At 55.7% G+C, this 636-nt stretch carries 1 rRNA gene; it reads left to right on the forward strand.

Annotated elements, in window-relative coordinates:
* A 23S ribosomal RNA gene (locus ACLJQZ_RS48585) occupies positions 1-636 on the forward strand; the annotation flags it as partial.

The raw sequence follows: 636 nt of genomic DNA on the forward strand, positions 1-636 counted from the left end.
AATCCGCCCAGGGTAAGTCGGGACCTAAGGCGAGGCCGACAGGCGTAGTCGATGGACAACGGGTTGATATTCCCGTACCCGAGCATGTGCGCCCATGACGAGGCGTTTGATACTAACCACCCAAAGCCACTGTTTGAAGCCTTCGGGTGGATGATGGTGTGTGGAGCGTGGGACCTGATTTCGTAGTAGTCAAGCGATGGGGTGACGCAGGAAGGTAGCTCCGCCAGGCGATGGTTGTCCTGGTGTAAGCGTGTAGGCCGGAACATAGGCAAATCCGTGTTTCATATAGGCTGAGACGTGATGCGTAGCCGTTTGAGGCGAAGTAGAGTGATCCTATGCTGCCGAGAAAAGCCTCTAGTGAGTGCATGCACGGCCCGTACCCCAAACCAACACAGGTGGTCAGGTAGAGAATACTAAGGCGATCGGGTGAACTGTGGTTAAGGAACTCGGCAAAATGCCCCCGTAACTTCGGGAGAAGGGGGGCCAAACATCCTGAAGTCCTTTACGGGCTAGGGGTGGGTGGCCGCAGAGACCAGCGGAAAGCGACTGTTTACTAAAAACACAGGTCCATGCGAAGTCGCAAGACGATGTATATGGACTGACGCCTGCCCGGTGCTGGAACGTTAAGAGGACCGG

The sequence above is a fragment of the Amycolatopsis sp. cmx-8-4 genome (genome assembly GCF_046548675.1).
In the GTDB taxonomy this organism is placed as follows: Bacteria; Actinomycetota; Actinomycetes; order Mycobacteriales; family Pseudonocardiaceae; genus Amycolatopsis.